This is a genomic window from Methylomonas stagni, assembly GCF_050154735.1.
Taxonomy (GTDB): Bacteria; Pseudomonadota; Gammaproteobacteria; order Methylococcales; family Methylomonadaceae; genus Methylomonas; species Methylomonas koyamae_A.
Window position 1 is genome coordinate 1,077,362 of the sequence record NZ_CP189557.1, and the last position, 20,806, is coordinate 1,098,167.

18 protein-coding genes and 1 pseudogene are annotated in these 20,806 nt (G+C 55.1%); 5 read left to right on the top strand and 14 right to left on the bottom strand.

Annotated elements, in window-relative coordinates; all coding sequences use genetic code 11:
* Position 1: 1 nt before the first annotated feature.
* Together ACP4CD_RS05110 and ACP4CD_RS05115 are read left to right on the top strand one after the other, a co-directional pair.
* Positions 2-1,015: a M14 family zinc carboxypeptidase gene (locus ACP4CD_RS05110; RefSeq protein ID WP_426993820.1), complete on the top strand. Its 1,014-nt coding sequence runs from the start codon at positions 2-4 to the stop codon at positions 1,013-1,015.
* Positions 1,008-1,790: an alpha/beta fold hydrolase gene (locus ACP4CD_RS05115; protein WP_426993821.1), complete on the top strand. Its 783-nt coding sequence runs from the start codon at positions 1,008-1,010 to the stop codon at positions 1,788-1,790. The genes ACP4CD_RS05110 and ACP4CD_RS05115 overlap by 8 nt, the downstream gene beginning before the upstream one ends.
* Here the strand turns inward: ACP4CD_RS05115 and ACP4CD_RS05120 are convergent.
* Entirely contained in the window at positions 1,787-2,104 is a 318-nt protein-coding gene (locus ACP4CD_RS05120) for an H-NS family nucleoid-associated regulatory protein (RefSeq protein WP_064027593.1), read from the bottom strand. The genes ACP4CD_RS05115 and ACP4CD_RS05120 overlap by 4 nt on opposite strands.
* Before the next feature lie 73 nt (positions 2,105-2,177).
* Positions 2,178-2,861 carry a DUF2914 domain-containing protein gene (locus tag ACP4CD_RS05125; protein ID WP_426993822.1) on the bottom strand — a complete coding sequence of 228 codons (684 nt, stop codon included), beginning with the start codon at positions 2,859-2,861 and terminating at the stop codon, positions 2,178-2,180.
* Positions 2,862-3,001: 140 nt separating this feature from the next.
* On the opposite strand from ACP4CD_RS05125, the gene ACP4CD_RS05130 reads away from it, so the two are divergent.
* The 3 genes from ACP4CD_RS05130 to ACP4CD_RS05140 are packed head-to-tail and all read left to right on the top strand — an operon-like array spanning position 3,002 to position 7,651.
* Positions 3,002-5,839: a 2-oxoglutarate dehydrogenase E1 component gene (locus ACP4CD_RS05130; RefSeq protein WP_168030850.1), complete on the top strand. Its 2,838-nt coding sequence runs from the start codon at positions 3,002-3,004 to the stop codon at positions 5,837-5,839.
* Positions 5,829-7,007 (top strand): 2-oxoglutarate dehydrogenase complex dihydrolipoyllysine-residue succinyltransferase, encoded by a 1,179-nt coding sequence (gene odhB, locus ACP4CD_RS05135; protein ID WP_426993823.1) that lies wholly within the window; start codon positions 5,829-5,831, stop codon positions 7,005-7,007. The genes ACP4CD_RS05130 and odhB overlap by 11 nt, the downstream gene beginning before the upstream one ends.
* A gap of 2 nt (positions 7,008-7,009) precedes the next feature.
* Positions 7,010-7,651, top strand: coding sequence for an MBL fold metallo-hydrolase (locus tag ACP4CD_RS05140; RefSeq protein ID WP_071156882.1), 642 nt, complete (start codon positions 7,010-7,012; stop codon positions 7,649-7,651).
* A gap of 11 nt (positions 7,652-7,662) precedes the next feature.
* Here the strand turns inward: ACP4CD_RS05140 and ACP4CD_RS05145 are convergent, their stop codons facing one another.
* The 12 genes and pseudogenes from ACP4CD_RS05145 to hisC all read right to left on the bottom strand — a co-directional run bounded on the left by ACP4CD_RS05145 (position 7,663) and on the right by hisC (position 20,798).
* Positions 7,663-8,070: an Rrf2 family transcriptional regulator gene (locus ACP4CD_RS05145; RefSeq protein WP_064027603.1), complete on the bottom strand. Its 408-nt coding sequence runs from the start codon at positions 8,068-8,070 to the stop codon at positions 7,663-7,665.
* A 139-nt stretch (positions 8,071-8,209) separates the two neighbouring features.
* On the bottom strand, positions 8,210-8,680 hold the full coding sequence (locus ACP4CD_RS05150; RefSeq protein ID WP_071156887.1) for a copper resistance protein NlpE: 471 nt from the start codon (positions 8,678-8,680) through the stop codon (positions 8,210-8,212).
* 99 nt (positions 8,681-8,779) lie between these two features.
* Positions 8,780-11,853 (bottom strand): annotated as a pseudogene (locus tag ACP4CD_RS05155) (efflux RND transporter permease subunit).
* Positions 11,850-12,944 (bottom strand): efflux RND transporter periplasmic adaptor subunit, encoded by a 1,095-nt coding sequence (locus ACP4CD_RS05160; protein ID WP_064027672.1) that lies wholly within the window; start codon positions 12,942-12,944, stop codon positions 11,850-11,852. The pseudogene ACP4CD_RS05155 and the gene ACP4CD_RS05160 overlap by 4 nt, the downstream one beginning before the upstream one ends.
* A gap of 14 nt (positions 12,945-12,958) precedes the next feature.
* Positions 12,959-13,687: an esterase family protein gene (locus ACP4CD_RS05165; RefSeq protein ID WP_064027609.1), complete on the bottom strand. Its 729-nt coding sequence runs from the start codon at positions 13,685-13,687 to the stop codon at positions 12,959-12,961.
* Positions 13,688-13,697: 10 nt separating this feature from the next.
* Positions 13,698-14,651 (bottom strand): acetylxylan esterase, encoded by a 954-nt coding sequence (locus ACP4CD_RS05170; protein WP_064027611.1) that lies wholly within the window; start codon positions 14,649-14,651, stop codon positions 13,698-13,700.
* A gap of 51 nt (positions 14,652-14,702) precedes the next feature.
* Entirely contained in the window at positions 14,703-15,008 is a 306-nt protein-coding gene (locus ACP4CD_RS05175) for an integration host factor subunit beta (protein ID WP_064027674.1), read from the bottom strand.
* 69 nt (positions 15,009-15,077) lie between these two features.
* On the bottom strand, positions 15,078-16,739 hold the full coding sequence (gene rpsA / locus ACP4CD_RS05180) for a 30S ribosomal protein S1 (RefSeq protein WP_064027613.1): 1,662 nt from the start codon (positions 16,737-16,739) through the stop codon (positions 15,078-15,080).
* Positions 16,740-16,837: 98 nt separating this feature from the next.
* Positions 16,838-17,494, bottom strand: coding sequence for a (d)CMP kinase (gene cmk / locus ACP4CD_RS05185; protein WP_064027615.1), 657 nt, complete (start codon positions 17,492-17,494; stop codon positions 16,838-16,840).
* Between the two features lies 1 nt (position 17,495).
* Positions 17,496-18,815, bottom strand: coding sequence for a 3-phosphoshikimate 1-carboxyvinyltransferase (gene aroA / locus ACP4CD_RS05190; RefSeq protein ID WP_426993824.1), 1,320 nt, complete (start codon positions 18,813-18,815; stop codon positions 17,496-17,498).
* Between the two features lie 5 nt (positions 18,816-18,820).
* Positions 18,821-19,702: a prephenate dehydrogenase gene (locus ACP4CD_RS05195; protein ID WP_426993825.1), complete on the bottom strand. Its 882-nt coding sequence runs from the start codon at positions 19,700-19,702 to the stop codon at positions 18,821-18,823.
* Positions 19,695-20,798, bottom strand: coding sequence for a histidinol-phosphate transaminase (gene hisC, locus ACP4CD_RS05200; RefSeq protein ID WP_426993826.1), 1,104 nt, complete (start codon positions 20,796-20,798; stop codon positions 19,695-19,697). Before hisC ends, ACP4CD_RS05195 begins: the two co-directional genes overlap by 8 nt.
* Positions 20,799-20,806 lie beyond the last annotated feature (8 nt).

Consider the following 20,806-nt stretch of genomic DNA (forward strand, 5'->3'; position numbering starts at 1 on the left):
CATGCAACGTGCTTTTTCCGAACTCGACGAACTCGAGACGGTTGTCGCGCGCCTGGGCTCTCGTGCCAGATGCCGCGTTGTCGAAACCGTAGCCTGTAAGGGTAGAGAATTCCCGATTCACTGCATCAGCCTCGGTTCCGAACGCCCGGATGCTCCGGTACTGGCCTTTTTTGGCGGCATCCACGGCCTGGAGAAAATCGGCACCGAAGTAATCCTGGCCTACATGCAGACCATAGCGGCTTTGCTGGACTGGGACGAGGAATTCAACACTCGCTTGACCAAGTCGCGGCTGGTGTTTATGCCGATCGTAAATCCGGTCGGCGTATTCCGGGGTACGCGCTGCAACGGGAACGGGGTCGATTTGATGCGCAATTCGCCGATCGAAAGCGTCGGCAAAACCCGCTTATACAGCGGGCAGCGACTAAGCGCGCGCTTGCCTTGGTATCGAGGCGACGAATCGCGGATGGAGAAGGAAGCCCAGGCACTGTGCCGAGTCGTCCACGACGAGCTGTTTCCTGCTCCGCTAGCGATCGCCGTGGACCTGCATTCCGGCTTCGGGATCCAGGACCGGCTGTGGTTTCCGTATGCCTCCAACCATACCCCGTACCCGGACATCGCCGAGGCCTGCGCATTGAAGCAACTGTTCGACGCCTGCTACCCTCATCACGTTTACAAAATCGAACCGATGAGTCAGGAATACGTGATCAGCGGCGATTTATGGGATTACCTTTACGACGACCATGTCACGCGCCGTGCCAGAGGCAAATTGTTTTTACCGTTGACCTTGGAAATGGGGTCCTGGTTGTGGTTGCGCAAAAATCCGACCCATTTATTCCAACGCCATGGCTTATTCCATCCGTTACTACCGCATCGTCAACAACGCATCATGCGCCGCCACTTGACATTGTTCGATTTTTTATACCGGTGTTTGCTGCATCCCGGCGCTTGGGCGATTCTGGACCCGGAACGGCAGCAAATCTTGCGCGGCCAAGCCTTGGCGAATTGGTATGGGTGAGGCCGGTCGTCGTTGGTTGCTACTGCGCGGTCTAGCGAGGGAAACCGCGCATTGGGGCGACTTTCCCTTACGCCTGCGGTCAGCCTTCCCAGCCTCCACGGTCACCTGTGTGGATTTACCCGGTACCGGTAGTCATTTTCGTGAGGCCTGCCCGACTTCGATAGGCAGCATCCTGGAACTAACCCGTGAGCGAGCCTATCGAGCCGGCGCGCTTGAACGCCCCGTCACACTGTTGGCGTTGTCGCTGGGCGGTATGGTGGCCTGGGAGTGGGCGTGTCGCTATCCCGCAGACATAGCCGCAGGGTGCTTGATCAATACGAGTTTCGCGGGCGTGAGTCCGTTTTATCGACGGCTACGCTGGCAAAGCTATGGGGCGTTGGCAAATATTTTACTGGAGCGGGAAATCGGTCGCCGCGAACGGCGAATTTTGGAGCTGGTCTCGAATCAAACTCGAAATATCGAGGAATTGAGTAAGGTTTGGCTCGATATTCAAAGCGAACGCCCGGTAAATCCGAGCAACGCCGCCAAGCAATTGATCGCGGCGGCTCGATTTCGGCCGAAAACCCCGCCCGATGGCAAGCCTTGGTTGGTATTGAGCGGCCTCGGCGACCGACTGGTCGCTCCGGCCTGCTCTAGTGCCGTTAGCCAACGCTGGCAATTATCCAATGATAGCCATCCGTGGGCTGGCCACGACTTACCGCTGGACGACCCTGACTGGCTAGTTAATCGGTTGCGGACCTGGATAGCAAATCAGGGAACAGAAGCGATCGATTAAGCGATCTCAAATTCCGCTTTGTCGCGACCCGCGGCCAGTAATTCCTGCATCCATTTTGGTGCTAATCCGCGACCGGACCAAGTTTGGTTGGCGTCCGCCGGATTACGATAACGCGCGGCAACTTTACCGATTTTTCTTTCGGCTTTTTTGTCGAGTTCGTGTATTTCAACGCCAACGCCGATAGAAGTCGCCAAGTCCTTGATTTGTGCAATTACTTCCTTGCGTTTGCTGGATTGTCTGTCTTTCAAGACTTTCTCGGCGTTTTCGATAACTGCTTGCAATTCAGATTCGGATAAAGTAGTTAAATCAGTCATATATTCCTCAGATAATTAAATGACGCAACGGATTCTATCATCAACTTGTAATAAATAAAATACCGTCATTGGATTACATCGAATCCCGTCTCTGAGTATAGTTCGCCTTTTTTCCAAGCAACTGTACTCGCCACTGACCTTTATCCCTGGACGACAAGTTTTTAGCAGTCCAAACCTTGGCTTTATTATCTTTTACCTCGATTGTCTTTTTGAGTACCGGCTGGCCGTCCTTGAACCATTGATGAAACAAGGTCTTACCTTTCAAGTTTTTCACCTCGTTGAAGTAATATAACTCGATTGGCTCCTTCCTGATCTGAACGGAAGCCGATTTGACTTGCTCGGTCGGCTCGGTATCCTTTATACCGTAGGTTAACGATGCCCGGATCACTTTCCTTGAGTAAATGATGGCCGGTTGACGTTTCTGTTCCGAGATTGAGCTTGGAGAAACCGGAGTTTCTCCGGGAGATTTTCGCGCCGCCAACGGCGACGTTTCAACTTGCGGCGCCACAATTGAGTTGTCGGACCGCATACTAGTTTCCGGGGCCATTGGCAAGGTTTTCGGCGTAAGATTAGCCGGGGTTTGCTCGCTATTGTCGATGAGTAACCACGCGGATAGCATGATAGCCGCCGCAATTAACCCGGCTACCGCGGCAATTCGCCCGGTATGCCAAACAGTTACCATCTTCGGTGTTTGGGGTGCTTGACCGCTTCTGGATTTATCGTAGTTTATTTTGATAACGACTTTATTTTCAGACATGTGTTTACCGACGTTTCCCAGGGCTGAAATACCGCTCGAGCCGGAATATCGACCGGCGCGGTTCCGCACTTACTGCTTGGTAATATATCATTTTAGCTCTACCATAATGCTCCTTACTTGTGATTCCAGCCGCCCCGGATATGACTAGCCTCTTGAAACTGTTCGAAGAATCATCTTCGCTTTACGGTGGCAACGCCGTTTACGTCGAATCCCTATACGAACAATACCTGCACGATCCCAGTACGGTCTCTGAAGTCTGGCGGCGGCGCTTCGACGATATTCATCGCGGCTCCACCGAGGATACGCCGCACAGCATCATCGTCGAGCGTTTCGAGAAGCTGGCGATCGCCGAACCCGGTCGCCTCGCCAAAATGCGCGGGTTTACCGAACAAAGCGTCAAAAAGCAATCCGCGGTTGCTCGCTTAATCAACCATTACCGCGTCAAGGGACACCAAATCGCCCGTAATAATCCTTTGGGCAAACTCGCGGCGATGCCCGCCGATTTGGAGCCGATTTATTACGGATTGACCGACGCGGATATGAGCACGCTGTTCGATACCGGCGGTTTGTGCGGGGTGGATCGTTTGCCGTTGCGGGAGATCATCCAGACTTTGCAGCAAATCTATTGCGGCAGCATCGGCAGCGAATTCATGCATATCGTCGATGACGAATCCAAACGCTGGATCAAAAACAAATTGGAAGGTGCCAAACCGGATTTCTCCAGTCACCCGGAAAAACGCCAATGGTTGTTAAAACAACTGATTGCCGCCGAGGGCCTGGAAAAGTTTCTGCATCGTAAATATGTCGGTCAAAAACGCTTTTCGCTGGAGGGCGGCGAATCGCTGATTTTGATACTCGACGAATTGATCCAGCGCGCCGGCGAAAGCAAGGTCACGGAAATCGTGATCGGCATGGCTCACCGCGGCCGTCTTAACGTGTTGGTCAACATACTCGGTAAAAGTCCGGCGGTATTATTCGGCGAATTCGAAGGCACTCACACCTCAATGCCCGGCGCGCTCACCGGCGACGTTAAATATCACATGGGGTTTTCGTCGAATATCGCCACTCCGGGTGGTCCGATACATTTGACGCTAGCCTTCAACCCGTCTCATCTGGAAATCATTAATCCGGTGGTCGAGGGTTCGGTCAAGGCTCGCCAAGATAGGCACGGCATTGGCGGTATCGACGTCATCCTACCGGTGTTGATACATGGCGATGCCGCCTTCGCCGGGCAAGGCATCGTCATGGAAACCTTGAACATGGCGGAGACTCGGGCATTTTCGACCGGCGGTACCGTGCACGTCGTCATCAACAACCAGATAGGCTTCACGACCAGCAATCCGTTCGACGCCCGTTCGACACTGTATTGCACCGATGTCGCCAACATGATTCAGGCGCCGGTGTTCCACGTCAACGGCGACGATCCCGAAGCCGTGGTCTTCATCACCCAATTGGCGCTGGATTATCGAATGACCTTCCACAAGGACGTCGTCATCGACTTGATCTGCTACCGCCGTCATGGCCACAACGAAGCCGACGAGCCGGCGGCGACTCAGCCGATGATGTATAAAGCCATCCACCAACACGCCACGCCGCCGCAAATCTACGGTCAAAGACTCGTGCAGGAAGGCGTGATCGACGAGGCCGGCATTCAGCAACTCGAACAGAATTACATGCAGTTGTTGAACGAAGGCAAGCCGGTTTCCCGGCCGATCATCGAAAACAAGGTGTATTCCTACTCGGCACGTTGGGAACCCTACTTGAATAAACATTGGGATATCCCGATCGACACCACGGTCAGCATCGAACGCATCCGCTTCTGCAATTTACGGCTGCAAAGTTTGCCGCCCGGTTTCGAATTGCATCCACGGGTCGCCAAGGTGATGGACGATCGCCAAAAAATGACCGACGGAGATTTGCCTATGGACTGGGGCTTCGCGGAAAATATGGCCTACGCCACGTTGTTGATGGACGGTTACGACATTCGCTTGACCGGCCAGGACATCGGCCGCGGCACGTTTTCCCATCGCCACGCTATTTTATTGAATCAGGCCAACGGCGAGAACTATATCCCGCTTAAACACTTGAGCGATCGGCAAGGCCGGCCGCAAATTTTCAATTCGCTACTGTCGGAAGCCGGGGTGCTGGGTTTCGAATACGGTTACAGTTCCACGCAGCCGGACAAATTGGTGATTTGGGAAGCGCAATTCGGCGATTTCGCCAACGGCGCGCAAGTCGTGATCGATCAGTTTATCGCATCGGGCGAAACCAAATGGGGCAAGCTCAGCGGCTTAGTGATGCTGCTCCCACACGGTTTCGAAGGTCAGGGGCCGGAGCATTCCTCGGCGCGTCTGGAACGCTATTTACAGTTGTGCGCGGACCAAAACATCCAGGTCTGCGTGCCGACGACGCCGGCGCAAATTTTTCATTTATTGCGGCGGCAAATGCTGCGCCAATACCGCAAACCGTTGATCGTGATGAGTCCGAAAAGCCTGCTGCGCCATAGATTGGCGGTATCGACGCTGGACGAATTGACCAGCGGCGGGTTTCAGACCGTTATCGGGGAAATCGACGATATCGATCCGTTTCATGTGACTCGACTAATACTGTGTGCCGGCAAGGTCTATTACGATCTGCTGGAAACCCGGCGCCAAGACAGTCTGAATCACGTGGCCATCGTCCGGATCGAACAGCTTTATCCGTTCCCGAATGAGCGATTCAAGCAGGAACTGGACAAATACCCCAACGTCGAACACATCGTTTGGTGTCAAGAAGAGCCGAAAAACCAGGGCGCCTGGTACCAAAGCCGACACCATTTCATCGAACACGTTTCCCCGGAGATTACGATCGGCTATGCCGGCCGAGTAGCTTCCGCCGCACCGGCGGTTGGCAATTACAAAACCCATCTCAACGAACAAAAAGCGGTGGTTCACACTGCACTTTACGGTAGCAACGAAGGAACAACTCATGAGCTTTGAAATATTGGTCCCCAGCCTCCCCGAATCCATCTCCGATGCCAATTTGGTCGCTTGGCACAAGCAAGCCGGGGACTGGGCCGAGGCCGGCGAGAACCTGGCCGATCTGGAAACCGACAAGGTCATTCTCGAGGTGCCTGCACCTCGATCGGGTGTCCTGAAGGAAATTTTGATCCCGAACGATTCGACGGTTGTCGCCGGTCAGGTCCTGGCGCTACTGGACGAACAAGCCGACAAACCCGGCGGATCGCTGACGGCTAGTGGCGTCGAGCCGGTTCTGAGCCCGTCGGTCCGCAAAATCGTCGCCGAACGCGAACTCGACCCACAGGCCATTCCAGCATCCGGCAAACATGGGCGGATATTGAAGAGCGACGTAATGGACTATTTGCAGGATCAACAGCCAAGCAAGCCGGTCGACGCCGCCGTCGAAGCCTCCCCCGCCCCGCTGTCGACGTCGGCGGTGGCCAGTCTACGTCCGGAACAACGGGTACCGATGACCCGGTTGCGCGCCAAAATCGCCGAACGCTTGCTGCACGCCCAGCAAAACGCGGCGATGTTGACGACCTTCAACGAAGTCAATCTGAAAGCCGTCATCGATTTGCGTAACCAATACAAGGACCGTTTCGAAGCCAAGCACAATATCAAGCTCGGCTTCATGTCCTTCTTCGTCAAAGCCTCGATAGAAGCCTTGAAGCGTTTCCCGGCCATCAACGCCTCGATAGACGGGAACGACATCATCTACCACGGCTATTACGACATCGGTATCGCCGTCACCACCCCGCGCGGGCTGATCGTTCCAATTCTGCGCGACGCCGATCAACTCGATTTTTCCGGCATCGAAAAAGGCATACACGACTTTGGACAAAAAGCCCGCAATGGCTCCATCAGTGTCGAGGATCTCAGCGGCGGTACGTTTACAATCACCAACGGCGGGATATTTGGTTCGATGCTGTCCACGCCCATCCTGAATCCGCCCCAATGCGCGATTTTAGGCATGCACGCGATCAAGGACAGGCCGATCGTGGAGAACGGCGAAATCGTGATCCGGCCCATCATGTACTTGGCCCTGTCCTACGACCACCGCTTGGTGGATGGTAAGGAAGCCGTGCAATTTCTCGGCATCATTAAGGAATGCCTGGAGGCTCCGGCGCATTTGTTACTGAACATTTAACGATGCGATATCAGATTATCCCGGTCACCGCTTACCAGCAAAACTGCACGCTGCTGGTCTGCGAACGCAGCCGCAAGGCCGCTTTGGTCGATCCGGGCGGCGACCTGGAACTGCTCTTGGCGGCCGTTGCGCAACACGACGCCGAGTTGGAATCGATATTGGTCACTCACGGTCATCTCGACCACGTCGGCGGGGTTGCGGCGCTAGCGGAAAAGCTGAGCCTGCCGATCGCCGGTCCCCATCAAGACGACGATTTCTGGATACAGCTGTTGCCGGAGCAATGCCGGATGTTCGGTTTTCCGCCAACCAAGATATTTAAACCGGACCGCTGGTTGCGGGACGGCGATAGCGTTCAGGTTGGACTCAATACCTTACAAGTCCTACATTGCCCCGGCCACACGCCGGGTCATGTGGTTTTTTACGATAGCGACGCGCGTTTGGCCATTGTCGGTGACGTATTGTTCAAGGGCTCGATCGGCCGTACCGATTTTCCGCGCGGCGACCATCAGGCGTTGTTGGACTCGATACGTCTGAAACTTTGGCCGCTCGGCGACGACGTAAAATTCATCCCGGGACATGGGCCGATGTCGACGTTCGGCGCGGAGCGCAAAAGCAACCCATACGTCGGCGATCATTACCGCTAACCGAGTGGGATTTAGGGTTCCAGCGCCATATCGCTCAGCGCCGCGCCGTCGAGTACCGCCAGAAATTGTTCGACCGCGTCGCTCAATAAACCGGTCAAGCGGCAACCGTTTTGAAGTGCGCAAACCCCTTGTTTTTGCGGGTTGAAACATTCAGCCATCTGAAACCGGCCTTCCACTTCCCGCACCACCGCGCCGATATTGATTTCGGCAGCGGGCCTGGATAAACGGATGCCGCCGCCCTTGCCGCGCACGGTTCGCACAAATCCCTTGAGTCCCAATTTGTGCACCACTTTGACCAAGTGATTTCTGGAGATACCGAAAAACTCCGCCAATTCGCTAATCGTCACCAATTTATCGGTATTACGGCTCAAATAAATCAACACTCTGAGCGCGTAATCCGTATGAGCAGTCAGTTGCATATCCCTGATTCCTAAAGTTGCAATGGCAATCTTGTCTTGGAATGAGCGGTCGCTCCGAAGTGCGCTATCGATGGGTCAAGCGAATCTCCTAGACCGGCCCATTGTTGCCGCCACCTGCACCCGCAACCCGGCAGTCGGCTTAATGTCCACCGTGAGACGGCGCTTGCTGGGTAAAGTCGGTCCTGCGCAATTGATAGCGTTCAGCTTGCTTGCCGGAAATGCGATTGCCGTGTTCGTCAAGCTGGGTCAGCACGTTCTCGCCGACCAGATAGACATGGCTGGGTCCGCCGTTTTTCGGGGTCAACGTGATGGTTTTACTCTTGTCGTCCCAGCTGTATTTACCCTTCTCGACAAATTCGCGATCCGACTTGCCGGCGAATTGAGTCATCAACATATAGCTGCTGTTTTTGTTCAGCGCCAGCGAAGTCTTAATGCCGGCGCAATCGGTGCAAGGCAGAAAACCGTTGTAGATCCCCGGCCACTCGAAACTGTCGGATCCGTGATGGCCGGCATGATCTTGCGGCCCGGCATTTTCCGCCTGAACCGGGCCGCCGAACGCGATACCGAGTGCAAGACTGGTTAACAACACTTTCAATCGAACAATGCGCATGTTTGCTCCCGAGCAAATTCTATGGTTTATGGCAAGGTGTCAGGACCTGTTTATCGGTCCGATCCGGATATTGTGCCACAGCGGAGGCCCGAATGACCGTTACCGTGTTTTATTGTCGTCGACGGGCGGGGACGTTTGCTCAGCACTGCGATCTTTCGCCAAAATTACGTAAAACGGCGGCACGACGAACAGCGTCAATACGGTACCGATACCCAAGCCGGAAGCGATCACCAGACCGATCGCAAAGCGGCTGGCGGCGCCGGGGCCGGTGGCGGTCAACAGCGGCAGCATCGCGACGATCATCGCGACCGTGGTCATCAGAATAGGCCGAAGCCGGATCCCGGCTGCCTGTTCGATGGCCGCCGGCTTGTTCAAGCCGTCACGCTGTTGCAGTTGGTTGGCAAATTCGACGATCAAAATACCGTTTTTGGCAACCAAGCCGATCAGCGTAATCAGGCCCACCTGGGTATAGATGTTGACGGTCGCGAAATCGAGCATCAAAAATGCCAATGCGCTGGCGATCGATAGCGGCACTGAAATTAAGATAATCAACGGATCGCGCCAACTCTCGAATTGCGCGGCCAACACCAAGTATATAATGAGCAGGGCCATGAAGAAGGTCAGAATCAGCACGTTGCCCTGCTGACGGTATTGGCGCGACTCGCCGGTGTAGTCCGCGGCGAACCCGCGCGGAAAGATTTCTTCGGCAATGTCATCCAGCGCGGCCATCGCATCGCCGAGACCGATACCCGGCGCCGGAATCCCGCTTAGCGTGATGCTGTTGAGTTGTTGGAACTGACTGCGTTTGCCGGGTTCGACGCTATCGACGACTTTAATCAAGGCCGACAGCGGTACTTGGGCGCCGGAGCTGCCTCGCAAGTAATAGCCGTCCAATTTAGCCAAATCCTGGCGGTCTGCGTCGCCGACTTGCGGAATTACCTTGTAGCTGCGGCCTTGCAAGCCGAATCGGTTGACGTACTGTCCGCCCAGCCAACCGGCCAAGTTGGCGCCGATGTCTTCCATCGTGATACCTAAATCGGCGGCACGGTCCCGGTCGATCACCAACGTCGATTTCGGCCGGTCGAAGCGAACGTCCTTGACCAAAAATGCAAATTGACCGCTTTGCATCGCTTGCGCCAGCACTTGCTCGGCCACCTGATCCAGCTTGGCGTAATCGGCGTCGCTGGTCACGACGAACTGCAGGGCAATCCGCCACCCGAGCCCGGTAAGCTGGGCGGCGATACGACGGCGGTCTGAAAGCCGGCGATACTGTCTACCTTGGCTTGCAGTTCCGGAACGACGGCTTGTTGGGAGCGCTGGCGCTCGAAACTCGACGGCATTTTCATACCGGCGAATACGGTATTGGTATCCCCGCCGAAGCCCATGATCAAAAAGCTTTCTTCGTGCTCCGGCAGGCTTTCGAAATGCCGGATCAATTCGCGGGAGTAGGTCTGATTGTATTGCAGCGTCGCGGTTTGCGGGCTACTGGCGATCGCGAACAAAAAACTTTGATCCTCGGTCGGCGCCAGTTCCTTGCCCGACCAATCGTACATCCAATAGATACTGGGCAACACCAACAGCGCGAAGATCAGCACCGTGTACGGAAATTCCAAAATTCGGCGCAACACGGACCGGTACCCGCTGGCCAAGCCTTCGAAAAAATGTTCGACCATGGCTTCGAAACGTCCGCCGCGCCCGGCTTCCGGCAAGATGCGCGCGCTCATCATCGGCGACAACGTCAACGCGACAATCCCGGAAATCAGTACCGCGCCGGCCAGAGAAAAAGCGAATTCGGTAAACAGCGTGCCGACCAAGCCCCCCATGAAACCGATCGGCACGTACACCGCTACCAGCGTCGTGGTCATCGCGATGATAGGCAGTCCCAGTTCGCGGGCGCCGGCCAGTGCGGCTTGCAAACGGCCGTGACCCTGTTCGATGTGTCGGTGGATGTTTTCGACGACGACAATCGCGTCGTCCACTACCAAACCTATCGCCAGTACCATTGCCAACATCGTCAGCAAGTTGATCGAAAAGCCCATTGCCAGCATGAAAAAGCAGGCGCCGACCAGCGATAGCGGCACCGTGACCGCCGGGATCAGCGCCGCGCGGAACGAACCGAGCGACAAAAAAATCACGCCTAACACGATCGCGACGGCTTCCAACAAGGTTGCGAAGACTTCGTGGATCGAATCCTCGATGAACTGGCTGGCGTCGTAAGGCAGCAAGATATGCATTTCGATGGGCAAGTCGCGCTCGATCTCTTTCAACAAGGCTTTAACCGATTTCGCAACCTTCAACGGATTGGCGCTCGGCGCCTGCTCGATGCCCATGAAAATCGCGGTCTTGCCTTTGTACCAATTAACCGTGTCGTAGTCTTCGCTGCCCAACTCGATGTCGGCGATGTCGTTTAATCGAACCAGCGCGCCGCGACGATTGGCAACCACCAATTGTTCGAATTCCCGTTTCGACACCGCGTCGGTCGTGGCACCCAAATCGATTTTAACGAAATTACCCTTGGTAGCGCCGATACCGGATAAATAGTTATTGGCTTTCAGCACGCCGGCGACGTCGTTGGCGGTTACGCTTAAGGCCGCCATGCGCGCGGGGTCTAGCCAGATACGCATCGCGAAGGTCTTGTTGCCCAACATCGCGGCCTTGCCGACGCCGGGGACCGCCTGCAACTTCGGCTGCACGACCCGAAGCAGATAATCGCTAATCTGCGAGTCCTGCAAGGTGTCGCTGTACAGCGCTATATACATGAGTGCGGTGTCGTCGCCGGTTTGCGAACTAATCACCGGATCCTCGGCTTCGGCCGGCAATTGATTACGCTTACCGGCCACCTTGGCCTGAATCTCGGCGACCGCGGCGTTAGGATCGTAATTCAGCCGCATGTGAGCCTCGATGACCGAGCTGCCCTGGCGGCTATTGGAAGACAGATAATCAATGCCGTTGGCTTCGGCTATGGCCTGTTGCAGCGGCGTTGTAATAAAGCCTTTAATCAAGTCGCTGTCCGCGCCGGGATAGGCGGTCGTGATGGTCACGACGGTATTCTCGGTTTTCGGGTATTGGCGCAATTCCAAGACGTCCAAGGCTCTTAAGCCGAGAAGCAGGATCAGCAAACTGACGACACTGGCTAGGACCGGCCGTACAATGAATAAATCGGTCAACTTCACGGAGCCTGCTCGCGTTCGCCGGGCGCGGGTTGGCTGTCCGGCGTGACGGCCATGCCGTTACGCAGCTTCATTTGTCCGGCGGCAACGACTTTATCGCCGAGCCGCAGCCCTTCCAAAATTTCGACTCGCCCTCCCCGACTGTCGCCGGTTTTGACTTGGCGACTTTGCACGATCCATCCGGCCGGACCGCGCTGAACCGCAAACACGGAATTGCCGTAGGGGTTGTAGCTGATGGCGGTATCCGGCAAGGTCGACACGGTTTGGTCGGCCTCGGCGGACAGTTTGATCTGGGCGAACATCCCTGGCCGAAGCAATTTCCCTGGGTTTCTAAACAGTGCCTGTACTTTGATGGTTCGACTATCGGTGTCGACGGCGGGATTCGACGCAGTGACCTCTCCTTCAAAATACTGGTCTGGAAAGGCAGGTACGCTGGCGATCACCTTTTGGCCCTTGCCAATCCGGCCAAGATCGCGTTCCGGCAACGTGAAATCCAAATACATCGGATCGAGTTGTTCAAGCATCACGATCGCCGAACCAACCGGCAAGTACTGCCCAAGATCGACGCGACGTATGCCCAACTCGCCGGCAAACGGCGCCTTGATGTGCTTCTTAGCGATTTGGATCTGCTTGCCGGCAACCGCCGCCGCGGCTTGATCGAGCTGCGCTCGATTTTGATCCTGATCGGCGGCGGCGATGAATTTTCGCTCCAACATGCTCTGGCCTCGCTGATACCGTAAGCCGGCCAATTTTTGTTCGGCGAGCAGGCCGTCGAGTTCCGCTCGGTCGGTAGCGCTATCCAGTTCTAGCAACAACTGTCCGGCTTTTACAGTTTGGCCGGAGTTGAAATGAATGGCTTGGACCATCCCGGCAATTTCGTTGCTGATATCGATACCGGCGACGGCGCGAAAGCTGCCGACAGTGCTTAACGAAGAGTCCCAGTGTTCGCTTTTGACCTCGGCGAAGGCAACGACGGCCGGAGATACTGCAGGCACTTGGCTGGCCGCTTGGCGCATCCGGTAAAACTTGAGTCCGAAAATCGCACCCAGCGCAAGTAAGGTCAACAATAGTACTAGCAGGCTGCGCTTGATCATCGATGGCGATTCGGTCAAAGGTATAATGGAGCCATGCGCCGCCAGGAATGGCCTTGATGCGCGCGGCCATCCCATTCGTAGAGCCTGTGCGGCACCTGCTTCTGGGTCAGAATATGGCTCAGGTCGTGATTGTTTTGTAAAAATGGATCTGCTCTGCCGATCACCAAGGTGATGTCCAGCGCCCGAATGGCCGCCAATTGGGATTCGCAGGTCAAATTCGGCAAAAAATGCGTTGGCGTATGAAAATAAATATCGTCGTTATAGTGTCCTTCGAATAAATCCTTGAAGCATTCCACCTCCAGGGTTAGATCGAAGCGTCCGGAAAACGCCACCAGCTTTTTGAATAAATGCGGGTGGCGAAATGCGATATTGGCGGCATGATAGGCGCCCAGACTGCAGCCATGCGAAATTAAGCACGGATGCGGGTTCTTCAGTGCAATGAACGGCAGAATTTCATTCAACACATAATCTTCGAATTGCATGTGGCGCTTGATGCGATCGCCCGGTTGACACCAAAAACAATAAAAGCTTTCGTGGTCGATGCTGTCCAGACAATACAATTGCATGTGGCCCGCGTTGATCTTGTCGGCCAAGCTATCAACAATTCGCAGGTTCTCGTATTCGTAAAAACGGCCGTCCCGAGTCGGAAAGACCAGCACTTTGGCGCCGGCATGACCGAATACCAAAAACTCCATATCGCGTTCTAAACGCGGGCTGAACCAATGATGATATTCCCGTTTCATCGCAAGCTTGTCAGTTGGGCGAGAAAAATAGCTTGAGTTCCGCCAACAACTGCTGCTCTTGTAGACGTTGCGCCGGATATTCGAAATGGCCGGCATCCAGTGTGAACAGGCGTTTCTCACCGTGCCAGGCATTGTAAATCGCAAACTGACCCGGTGGAGCGACTACCGGATCGAACAAGGCCAATGCGGCATGCAGGGGTTGATTGGCATGGCGCACGGCGGTAGCGGCATCGTAATAGGTCAATGTGTCGGGAATATGACCCAGATGCTGACTATAGGCTCGCAATGCGTCGGCACTACCGCAACTGGGCAGACTTAAACGCAACGGCTGGTTACCGAATGTCGGTACGTTTAGGTGAACGCGACGAATTCTGCCGTCCCAAGGCACCGCTAAAGCCCCAATCCCGCCGCCGAAACTGATTCCCATATAACCGATCCGTTCCCGGGCCTGCGGATAAATCGTCCACAATACCGATACCGCCAGCCACAGATCGTCCACGCAACCGCCGATCACATAACGATCTTTATCCAGGATATTCTGCACGACATGCCAATCAGGCCGCTCCGGGATAGACGTACAACGGCTCCGGGAAATGCCACGAAAGCACGGAAACAAGAGCGCGGTATTGGGAAAGCTCAAATGAAAGTCCGGGCCTTCCCGGCCGCCATATCCGTGTCCCACAACGATAGCCTGCGTGACCGTTTGACCGTGCGGTTCCAGTAACCAACCGGCGATCGTGATACCGTCCGTGGACTGGTAGGAAATATCGTTGACCCGATAACCGTCGACCAGGGTCGGGTTACCGATTTGGAAGCGTGGCGATTGCTGCAGGACTTGCCGATAACGGGTGGACCAAAAGTCCTCAAAATCGGCGGGCTCGGTCGGCGCATCGACGCCGAGCAATCGTTCGAGAGTGTAGCCATAGCCTGGGTCGTAGTTGTAAGGATGCTCAAACAGACTCATCGGCGGCTATGGCAAATATCGTAAAAAACTTGAAGCAGGCGGGGTGCCTGATCAATCGACGATTTTGTATTTCTCCCTGGAAGCGTCGACCATATCCCGAAGCTCCTTGCCGGGTTTGAAGTGGGGAACATGTTTTTCGGTTAACGAAACCGATTCGCCGGTTTTGGGATTGCGTCCCAATCTAGCCGAACGATGATGCAACGAAAAACTGCCAAAACCCCTGATTTCTATTCTATCGCCGCTAGCCAGCGTATCGCTCAAGTGATCGACAACACATCTGACAGCGAGCTCCACGTCTTTAAGCGCAAGATGCGGCTGTTTTCTAGCCAGCACCTCTATCAATTCTGATTTTGTCACATCCAACCCTGAATAATCAAAAAGGGGCGGCATGAGGTTTACGCCCACGCCACCCCCGAAGTCGACGAGTTATTTGTCGATTTGTTTAAAGATGTCGCCTAATGTCGCGGTACCGGCATTTTGTGACGAGTAATCCTTAATAGCGTTGGATTCTTCTTCCATATCCTTAGCCTTGATCGACAATGAAATGGATTTGGTTTTTTTGTCGACGCCGATAAATTTAGCTTCGACTTCATCGCCTTCTTTCAGCAAAGTGCGGGCATCTTCGACGCGATCGCGTTGAATCTCGGAAGCGCGCAAATAGCCTTCGACGTTATCGGCCAGGGTAATCACAGCGCCTTTGGCATCGACTTCCTTAATGGTACCTTTCACCAAGCTGCCTTTTTCATGCAGCGCGATATAGTTTTGGAAGGGGTCTTGTTCCAGCTGTTTGATACCCAACGAAATACGCTCACGTTCGGAGTCCACGGCCAGAATAACCGTTTCGACTTCGTCGCCTTTCTTGTAGGCGCGAATCGCTTCTTCGTCGTTCTCGTTCCAGGAGATATCGGACATATGCACCAGACCGTCGATACCGCCATCCAAACCGATGAAGATGCCGAAATCGGTAATCGATTTGATTTTGCCGGAGATTTTGTCGCCTTTGTTGTGCGTAGCCGCGAATTCATCCCAAGGGTTGGAGCGGCATTGCTTCATGCCCAGCGAAATACGACGGCGTTCTTCGTCGATTTCCAGAACCATGACTTCGCACTCATCACCCAGTTGTACGACCTTGGATGGGTTGACGTTTTTATTGGTCCAGTCCATTTCGGAAACGTGTACCAAACCTTCGACGCCTTCCTCGATTTCCACGAAACAACCGTAGTCGGTCAGGTTATTGACCTTACCGAACACGCGAGTGCCGGCAGGGTAACGGCGAGCGATGTTTTGCCATGGATCTTCATCCATTTGTTTCATGCCCAGCGATACGCGAGTTTTGTCTTTGTCGAATTTCAGGACTTTAACTTTAACTTCCTGACCGATCTCTACGCATTCGGATGGATGACGTACGCGGCGCCATGCCATGTCGGTGATGTGCAACAGACCGTCGACGCCGCCCAGATCGATAAACGCACCGTAATCGGTGAGGTTTTTGACGATACCGGTAACGATCGCGCCGTCTTGCAAGGTTTTGACCAATTCTTCGCGCTCGGCGCTGTATTCGCTTTCGACGACGGCGCGGCGCGACAACACGACATTGTTGCGTTTTTGGTCGATTTTGATGACTTTAAATTCCAGATCGCGGTTTTCCAGGAAGGTAGTGTCGCGAATCGGGCGCACATCGACCAGAGAACCCGGCAGGAACGCGCGCAACGCGCCGACCGCCACGGTGAAGCCGCCGCGTACCTTGCCGTTGATACGACCGACAATGGTTTCTTGAGTCTCGAAGGCTTTTTCCAGTTCAGCCCACGCTTTACTTTTCTTGGCTTTGTCGCGGGAAAGAAGAGTGGCGCCCAGACCATCTTCGAACAAATCGAGAGCAACTTCGATTTCGTCACCGATATTGACTTCCAAGTCGCCGTCGGCATTCAGAAACTGCCATTTTGGAATGACACCTTCGGATTTCGCCTGTGTACTGACGATGACAAATTCGTTTTCGATGTCGACAACGGTACCGATCAACATCGCGCCAGGACGCATTTCGGTCTTGGCATAACTCTCTTCAAACAACTCTGCAAAGCTTTCGCCCATCTTTTCTTTCCCAAACTTGTTAAAACACGAACAAGTTTTCACATTTATCAAAAATTAATAAAAAGCCGCCGACAACCGCCGACAACCGCCAAAAAGTCTCATACGACTAAATTAACCACCTGATCGATGACTTCTTGAATTGTCAAATTCGAGGAGTCGATGTACAACGCGCCTTCCGGAACGGTAAGCGGCGCGGACGTTCGCTGACTATCGCGACGATCACGTTCTTCTATCTCACGGGTGATTTGCGGAAGATTAGCATCAATCCCCTTTTCAATCAACTGTTTATATCGTCTTAATGCTCGCTCTTCGGCGCTGGCGGTCAAGTAGACCTTGTAACGGGCATCGCTGAACACCACGCTGCCCATGTCCCGCCCGTCGGCAACCAGGCCGGGAAGCTGTTGAAAATCCTTTTGTTTTTGCAAAAGAACCGCTCTGACATCGGGGTAGGCCGCAATGATGGACGCCGTATTGCCGGTGGTTTCTGTCGCCAGACGCGCCGTGATGTCCACACCGTTCAGTTTGACGATCAATGCGTCACCGCAGTCGAATTCTAACAGCATGGCTTGAGCGACCTCGCAAATAGCCGGCACATCGTCCAAATTCAATCCTGCGTTGAGCACCGCTACCGCTAGAGACCGGTATATCGAACCGCTATCCAGATAATTCCAGCCCAAAAGCTTGGCGACGGCACGACTGACCGTGCCTTTTCCCGCGCCGCTAGGCCCGTCTATCGTTAAAACCGGTGCCGTCATATTAAATCACGCTAACATCGAGTCCCAGCTTGACCGCTAAGTCGCGGAACTCCGGGAACGAGGTATTCACATTCGCGCAATCCTTGATCGTAATCGGTCCGGAGGCACGCAATCCGGCGATCGAGAACGACATAGCGGTGCGGTGATCGCCGTGTGAATCAACTTCGCCGCCACCGATTTGACCGCCGTTGATCACCATGCCGTCTTTGGTGGCTTGAGCGTCAATACCCAGGATTTGCAAGCCGTCCGCCATCACCTGAATCCGATCGGATTCCTTGACCCGCAATTCTTCGGCGCCGGTCAGCACCGTTTGGCCTTCGGCGCAGCTTGCCGCGACGAACAGCACTGGAAATTCGTCGATCGCCAGCGGCACCAGATGCTCGGGAATATTGATACCTTGCAATTGCGCGGAACGCACCCGCAAATCGGCGACCGGTTCTCCGCCGACTTCGCGCTCGTTCAGCACTTCGATGTTGGCGCCCATCAGGCGCAGAATGTCGATGACGCCGGTGCGAGTCGGATTGATGCCGACGTGTTTCAAGGTGACATCGGAATTCGGCGCGATACTGGCACCGACTAAAAAGAACGCCGCAGAGGAAATGTCGCTAGGCACGTCGATATTCGTCGCGGTCAATTTGCCGTTGCTGGTGATTCTCGCGGTCGCGCCGTCGCGAGTGACCGGATAACCGAAGCCGGCCAGCATCCGTTCGGTATGATCGCGGGTCGGCGCGGGTTCGGTGACGCTGGTTTCGCCTTCCGCATACATGCCCGCCAGCAACAAACAGGATTTGACCTGGGCGCTAGCGATCGGCATGTCGTAATGCATGCCTTGCAATTTGCCGGCCTTGCCTTTGATATGCAACGGCGCGGTACCGTTTTCTTGGGTAACGATCTCCGCACCCATTTGCGCCAAAGGCGCGGTCACCCGCTTCATCGGCCGGGATTCCAGCGACTTGTCGCCGGTCAACACACTGTCGAACGGCTGTCCGGCCAACAGCCCGGACAATAGCCGCATCGAGGTGCCGGAGTTGCCCAGGTACAGTGGCTTTTCCGGCGCTTTCAAGCCATGCTTGCCGACGCCGTGCACGGTCACTTCGCCGTTGGCCGGCCCCTCGATAGAAACGCCCATCGCCCGAAAGGCCTCCAAGGTGCACATCGCATCTTCGGCATTCAAAAATCCGGTGACGTGGGTAACGCCCTCGGCCAGCGAGCCGAGCATGATGGAGCGGTGCGACATCGATTTATCGCCGGGCACGCGAATCTCGCCGTTCAGGCTGCCGCCGGGTTGGACTTGGAAAATGACGTTAGTGGATGAGGACATAGTGGTTAAGTTGGATCGTCAAAAGTTTCGAGAAAACGTTGCCGGGCTTGCTTGGCGTAACTGAACGTTTCGAACAACGCGGAAGCGTCGTCGTTTTGCAGCAGGTGCTCGACTTGGCTAAGTTCGGCTTGAAATTGTTGAATCAGCGGAATGATTTCCTGTTTATTGGCCAGACAAATGTCTTGCCACATGGTGGGGTCGCTGGACGCGATACGGCTGAAATCGCGAAACCCGCCGGCCGCGTATTTGAAGATTTCGCGCTGCTCGTCCTTGCGGCCCAACATGCCGACCAACGCAAAGGCCAGAATATGCGGCAGATGGCTGGTAGCGGCGAGCACGGTATCGTGGTGCTCCACGCTCATGATGGCCACGCTGGAACCGATCCGCCGCCAGAATGCGCTGAATTGATCCACGGCCCGCGGGTCGGTGGACGGCAACGGCGTCAAAATCAGCCGGCGGTTTTTGTATAAATCGACTTTCGCCGCTTCGACCCCGCTGCGCTCGGCGCCGGCGATCGGATGTGCCGGCACGAAATTGCTCGGCACCTTGCCGAACACCGCACGCGCGGCCTCGACCACGCTGCCCTTGGTACTGCCGGCGTCGCTATAAAGCGTTTGCGAATTCCAATACGGCTTGAGTTGCTCGAAGATGGCTTGCATGCTGCCGACCGGCGTGCAAATGATCACGCAATCGGTACCGGCCATCGCTTGGGCCGGATCGGTATAAAACGCGTCGATGACGCCCAACTCGACCGCGCGCTGCATGTTGGGCAGATTCTTCTCCCGGCCCAGCGCCACTACCTGTTTGCACAAACCCTCGGCGCGGGCGGCCTTGGCGATCGAGCCGCCAATCAAGCCAATCCCGATGATGCACAGGCGCTCAAACACCTTGCAATACCTGGGACAACGCGTCGATGAAGATTCGGTTTTCGCGTTCGGTACCGATGCTGACTCGCAAATGATTGGGCATTTCGTAATTGCCGACCGGGCGCACGATCACGCCTTTTCTCAGCAAGGCCTGGTAGAGCGGCATCGCCGGCTGCCGCATATCGACCGAGACGAAGTTGCCGGAAGATGGAATCCAAGGCAAACCCAAGGCTTCGAAGGCTGATGTCAATTGCGCCATACCGGCATTGTTGACAGCAATGGTCTCGGTCAAATAATCGGCATCCGTCAGGGCGGCTTCCGCAGCCGCCAACGCCAACATATTACCGTTAAACGGCTGGCGCACCCGATTCAGCAAATCGGCCACTTCCGGCGACGATACGCCGAAGCCTATGCGCAAGCCGGCCAATCCGTAGGCCTTGGAAAAGGTGCGAGCGATGATCAAATTCGGGTACTTATCCGGCCAGTGCATGGATTCGGTGCGCACGGCTGGATCGACGAACTCGTAATAGGCTTCGTCGAGCACGCATAACACCGACTTCGGCAACGAGGCGATAAACTCTTCGACGGCTTGCGCAGCCAACAAGGTGCCGGTCGGATTATTCGGATTGGCGATGAACACTACGCGGGTAAGATCGGTCACCGCCGCCCGCATCGCCACCAAATCGTGGCCGTAAGCCTTGGCCGGCACGACCACGGCTTTGGCACCGACTGCTTGAGTCAGGATGGGATATAAAGCAAAGGCGTGCCGGGCGAATACGACTTCATGCTCGGGTGCGACGAAGGTGCGCATCACCAATTCCAGAATCTCGCTGGAACCGTTACCAAGCGTGATTTGCGCCGCGTCCACGCCCCAGCGGGCCGATAATGCCGCCTTCAGCGCAAAACCGCTGCCGTCCGGATAACGGCTTATTTCCGGCAAGGTGTTACGAATGGCCTCGGCGACTTTCCGGCCGGTTCCCAACGGATTCTCGTTGGATGCCAACTTGATGACCTCGGCCAAACCCAGCTCGCGCTGTAATTCTTCCGCCGGTTTACCCGGCACATAAGGCATCAGTTGTTGAACGCCGTCTAAAGCAAGAGATAAAAATAAATTCATGAAGCAAA